The following is a 5,253-nucleotide window of genomic DNA, read 5'->3' as shown; positions in this document are numbered from 1 at the left end:
GAGGAAAACGGCTGGATGGGCAGACTAACCCCTTGCAAAAGGAAAGAGTTAAATCTGCCCATCGGTGCACTGCGTCCAGTGTAGGACGAGGTATCCGTATGTCTAGGCGTTCCAAGATTGCAGGGGAGTCTCGCCCCTACGATATGACTCGCTGCGCTCTCGCGCACACAAGGCGTTTCCACGCCCTACCTTGCTGCCTTTCGGCGACTCGTCATATAACCCACTGTATGGCGGCCAAAAGCCGTCATATGTCGTGTCACAGCAATCATACAGCCGCCTACTAGGAAATTCCCCACCGTTTGTCGTGGGACTGCCTACGGTCTCGTACCATATGACCCCGTCTGAACCTCTCAACGATCTTTACCATATCCCTTCGGGACTTAGGCTATGTACAGGGCTCTCCGTCCTTCCCCTGCTAACGTCGCATCACATACTGGAACTGCGGTGATGACCGATCTATTTTACTGCATCGGCTAGATGAACCTACTCGTTTAAAGAGCGAGTGCTGACCTCTTTATATGTAAAACCAAAACAAAAAGGACATCGCTCGATAGCAGGTTTCGCAAAACTCGCTACTGAACAATGTCCTTTTTATACTTAAAACCTTGTAAAAGCTAGGTTTCCTTAGTATGATAAGTGCATCTAAGTTGAAGCCACCTGCGTAGTGTCTTCAACGATCAATAGCTAGTGTTGTAGCACTCGCTATTCAAAAGCGTCACTTCAGTGATCATCTACTCGTTTGGCGACAAGTAGATAGGAGAAGTGGCGTTTTTTGTTGTTCCGTCCATATTTTGTTACTGCTTATTGTACGCTTACATGAGTTTTCTGACAATACACGAATTCAATATTTGTATAAGAATTTCAAAAGGAATTTACCAAGCTACTTCCTCAAGGAAGTAGCTTCTTTCGTCTCCCAAGACGAAAGAACGGTCTCTAATTTTTTAGAGAAAGGGGATCGGGGAAACCCCCGACAAGCTGTATTGGCGCCACGAAGTGGCTAGCAAATACGAAGCTTGCCAACCCCTCTATGCATAGAATATGATGGACGAGTAAGGGCATCTACTCGTCCATCATTCGGCGCATAATTCGTACGTATTCAGAGGGGGCGATTGTTATGAAAGCGAACCGAAAAGAGAACCGACAGGTCAATTTTCGTGTGAGTGAAGACGAGTTTGAGAAACTTTCTGAGATAGCAGAAAGTTTTCAAATGAGTGTGCCGGCTTATGTGAAGAAGCAGGCACAAGGAGCGAGAATGAGACCCCCGAAGATCGATCGGGAGGGCGCATTCGAGATTGCCCGTCAGTTGCGTGCCATCGGGAACAACGTGAACCAGATGACCAAGCACGCGAATGAGGGCAAGACAGTTCCGAAAGAGGAACTGGTCAATCTACAGAAGGAGTTGAATCAGATATGGCAACAATTCAACTCGGCAATACAAAAGTAGCCAACAAGCTGATCTCCTATGCGGAGAAACGGGCAGAGGAACGATCAGGCGTCGATTGCCCTCCAGAGTACGCCAAGTCTCAGATGAAGGCGACGAGGGAACTCTGGGGCAAGTCGGATGGTATCCAAGCCCATCATATTATCCAATCCTTCAAGCCGGGGGAAGTGACGGCACGACAGGCGAACGAGATCGGGCAGGAACTCGCTCGATCCATCTCCAAGGGGCATGAAGCCGTCATCTACACGCATACGGACAAGGAGCATATCCATAACCATATCATCATCAATGCCGTGAACTTCGAGAACGGCAGCAAGTACCAATCCTCGAAGAAAGACCTTCATCGGATCCGGGAGGAGAGCGATCGGCTCTGTCTCGAGCAAGGACTGTCGGTCGTCCTCAAGCGAGAGGCACCCGTTCGCTATACGTTGGCGGAGAAAGCCCTTCTCGAGAAGGGCAAGTCTTCCTGGAAGGACGACATCCGAACGAAGATCGAGGAAGCGAGAGACGCCACGACGAGCTATGAAGCGTTCAAAAGCTATCTGTCAGAGAAACACAACATCGAGGTCCGAGAACGGGGCAAGACGACGACTTACTACGATCATGCGAACAATAAACGAGTACGAGATAACAAACTAGGATCTGATTATGAGAGGGAGGTCATCAAGGATGGGTTTGAGAGATCAGTTGGACAAGAAGAATCACGACATCGTGAGGTCGGAAGAGGCATCGGAGTACCGGACGGGGAACGAACAGGAAAAGGAAGCCCAACAGACGCCCTCACTCATGATCGAGAACGAGCAGGAGCTGCTGATGCGCCTGAGAGCCGTCGAGGGCTATCTGTCGACCGTGCTGCAGGAAGTCGTCCAGAAGGAGATGACGTTCCAACAGGAGATCGAGAACCTCGTCCAGATCAGCAAGAGCACGGAAGAACTGATGGCTTTGACTATGAAGAATTCAACCGAAAGCTTGAACAATCGAAGCGTGGAGCTCGAAAATCATACCAGCAACACAAGCGAACAACTGCAGGCATTACTCGGGACGTACTCGAGCCAACTCAGCAAGAACCAACGCATCTTGAACGAACAGCTGAGCGAGATGCAGAGTACACACCTCAACCAACTGAACACGAGCCACAAACTGATCAGCGACGAACTCGAACAGATCGGAGACCTGGTGAACAGCAACATCCTCGCCCAACAGAGTCGACTCGAGAAGATGCTCGCGAACAACACGCAGAAGATCGAGACAGAGATGAACAACATCAAGAGCAACCACGATCAGCAACTAAACGACATTTCAACAAGTCTCACGAGCAAGATTTCGAGCGTTAAATGGAAAATTTTTAAAACAGAGTGGCTAGATGCTGGGAAACAGGGGCTTATGACAGCCATATTCCTCGTTCCAATTTATCTTCTATTCCGCTTCATCGCCTCATTAGCAAGTATTGATTTACCATAAAGCAAAGGATGCTATCGCTTCATTTTTAGAAGTGATAGCATCCTTTGCTTTTATATCATTTTTTAGTTTTAGTCATTGTAACGAACTTTTTCTTTAGCCCAAGAAATTGATGTAGCCTTTGTTGAGCTAGCTTGGTACATCCGAACTTCACCTGAAGAAGAAAACTTCACAAAAGTTACTGATCCATCAGGTTGAATATATTTTTGCTGACGTGCTCCTGGAGCAACTTGATTGAATTCACGAGCAGCCTGAGCGGAACTTGCATTTTTCACATAGTTTTTCGTTCCTTTAGTTGTAACGTTTGTAAGTGTAGCACCACTTCTTACAGTACCCCATCCAGCCGGAGATGTACTTCCACAAGATGTTCCTCCATCTTCAGAAACCATACTTGTGCTGACAATTTCCATAAGAATTGGATCATCTTCAGAATCCCATGGACGACAAGAAGCTTCAGCGGTTTTGTCGAACGGAGAAGAAACTAAAAAGAATGTAAAAATCACGAGTAAGTAAAATATTTTTTTCAATGTGAAACCCCCTTAAATGTACTATAATACAAATAAGGGAAAATTTTCTGAATATTTTAAAAAATTGGTAGTGGAGGTTTTTAATTTTGGTGAATATTGATTTGAATACTTTATTAGCAACTAATGATTATACGATTTCACTAGACAAGATGACTTTATTGAAAAATGATCATTATTCGATCGATATGTACTTTTATGGTTCAAAAAACGAAACACACCTACTAACAGGTGATCCTTCTAGAGATTACTTTCTATTACGTTTTGAAAAATACGCAGTTTTTATGGGAACACTAGAAGAACATGGAATCCATGAAGAAGAACTTTTGAATACACATCCTATCGTAAAGGTATCTAATTCTAAGTTTCTAGATTTCGCAAGAAATCATATGAAGATAGATGAAATTTATACAGAACGAGGAGAACGTAGCCATTATGTTATTAGGACATTTGATCAAGAATTTCATATCCTATCCTATGAAGAACCTATTGTTATGGCTAACATGAATCGAAGTGAAGGTTTATAAAAGTTTGTGAAAAGGGGCGATTTCGCCCCTTTTTTTCGTACTTAGCTTGATACCAACGGTATCGTTGCGAGGAATTGTCATTTCACGCAATGATGACTTTTTTGCTGATTTTTGACCACTTCATTTCATACTTTGATGTAACATAAAATCATGTCATATTTCATAAGGAGTGACTTCCAATACGCTACCTTCGGTACTTCGTCTACTTCATGTTGCTCGTCATTGTCCACTACTACATGAGCAAATACGTTTCTTATAACAAAGAACTAGTCCCTATGCTAATGAAATCAGCAGCCTTATTAGCGACTGCTTTTTCTTTGATCTACATCGAAGAAAAAATCAAAAAGAAAAAGCCAAAAAAAGAAGTTTGATCAATTAACTTTTTCGTTTCACGTAATCACGCAGCACACCTTCAACCAATTCATATAACTTCACGTCATTCTCAAGCGCGATATGCTTCAAACGCTTATGTAAAGCTACATCAAGATCAAGCGAGACTTTCTTACGAACAATCTTTTCCGGCTTCGTCTCAATCTCGAAATAACCGTCGTCTAATTGAGATTGTCCTGTCACAGGATCCACTCGTAAAGGTTCTTGTTCTTGCGCTTTCTCTTGCTTCGGTTTAGTGATACGACTCGATTGAACAAAATCCAACACCCGTTTCTTCTCATTCGGATGACCTTCTTGAATATGCCATCGCTTGGTTTGTTGATCAAACGTCGCTCCAGCAAGTTTCATCGCTTCACGAAGCTTCTCACGTCCTACTGGAGCATGCGTTTTCGCTACATCGAGGAACTTCATTTGTTTGTTTAATTCAATGACATCCAGAATCGTTAAGTCCATATTCTTCATTCCTTCAAATCCTCCTTAACAAATAACCAACTATTAACCTTCCTTTTTACCCTCTTAATTTTCTATATGATAGGGCTAGACACCTGCATTCTTTATTAGAGTTTAGCTTTCCCGAACTACCGCACTTCGTTCCGGCGTTTACGCCTTCACTTCGCTTGCTGGCGTACTGCGGGATGTTGAATGGAATCGCTTCGCTCCCTCCTTCAACATCCCTCGCACGACACATGAACCTGTCGTTGATCTTCATCTTTTCAGCATTTTCTATTCCTTTTTTCATGAAAAAGACTTGTAGAACTAAAAGAGCGAGGGCATACTGCGGGAGGAAGGCGAGGAAAACGGCTGGATGGGCAGACTAACCCCTTGCAAAAGGAAAGAGTTAAATCTGCCCATCGGTGCACTGCGTCCAGTGTAGGACGAGGTATCCGTATGTCTAGGCGTTCCAAGATTGCAG

The 5,253-nt window shown here is 44.2% G+C and carries 5 protein-coding genes; 3 read left to right on the top strand and 2 right to left on the bottom strand.

The annotated features are described in order from the left end of the window. Nucleotides 1-1,114: 1,114 nt before the first annotated feature. Nucleotides 1,115-1,444: a MobC family plasmid mobilization relaxosome protein gene (locus KNP88_RS15470; RefSeq protein WP_214861854.1), complete on the top strand. Its 330-nt coding sequence runs from the start codon at nt 1,115-1,117 to the stop codon at nt 1,442-1,444. Then, nucleotides 1,411-2,775, top strand: a complete 1,365-nt coding sequence (locus tag KNP88_RS15465; protein WP_214894541.1) for a relaxase/mobilization nuclease domain-containing protein — start codon at nt 1,411-1,413, stop codon at nt 2,773-2,775. Before KNP88_RS15470 ends, KNP88_RS15465 begins: the two co-directional genes overlap by 34 nt. 195 nt (nt 2,776-2,970) lie before the next feature. Here KNP88_RS15465 and KNP88_RS15460 read toward each other — a convergent pair whose 3' ends face one another. After that, nucleotides 2,971-3,426 (bottom strand): hypothetical protein, encoded by a 456-nt coding sequence (locus tag KNP88_RS15460; protein WP_214894539.1) that lies wholly within the window; start codon nt 3,424-3,426, stop codon nt 2,971-2,973. A gap of 86 nt (nt 3,427-3,512) precedes the next feature. Between KNP88_RS15460 and KNP88_RS15455 the strand changes: the two genes are divergently transcribed. After that, complete coding sequence (locus KNP88_RS15455; protein WP_214894537.1) at nt 3,513-3,950, top strand: hypothetical protein; 438 nt, start codon at nt 3,513-3,515, stop codon at nt 3,948-3,950. Between the two features lie 375 nt (nt 3,951-4,325). On the opposite strand, the gene KNP88_RS15450 is transcribed toward KNP88_RS15455, so the two are convergent. Beyond that, nucleotides 4,326-4,802, bottom strand: a complete 477-nt coding sequence (locus KNP88_RS15450; RefSeq protein ID WP_214894536.1) for a hypothetical protein — start codon at nt 4,800-4,802, stop codon at nt 4,326-4,328. Nucleotides 4,803-5,253 lie beyond the last annotated feature (451 nt).

The organism is Exiguobacterium sp. H66 (assembly GCF_018618705.1).
Classification (GTDB): Bacteria; Bacillota; Bacilli; order Exiguobacteriales; family Exiguobacteriaceae; genus Exiguobacterium_A; species Exiguobacterium_A oxidotolerans.
Note: the sequence above shows the minus strand (reverse complement) of the source record. Positions and strands in the feature narration are given on the sequence as shown.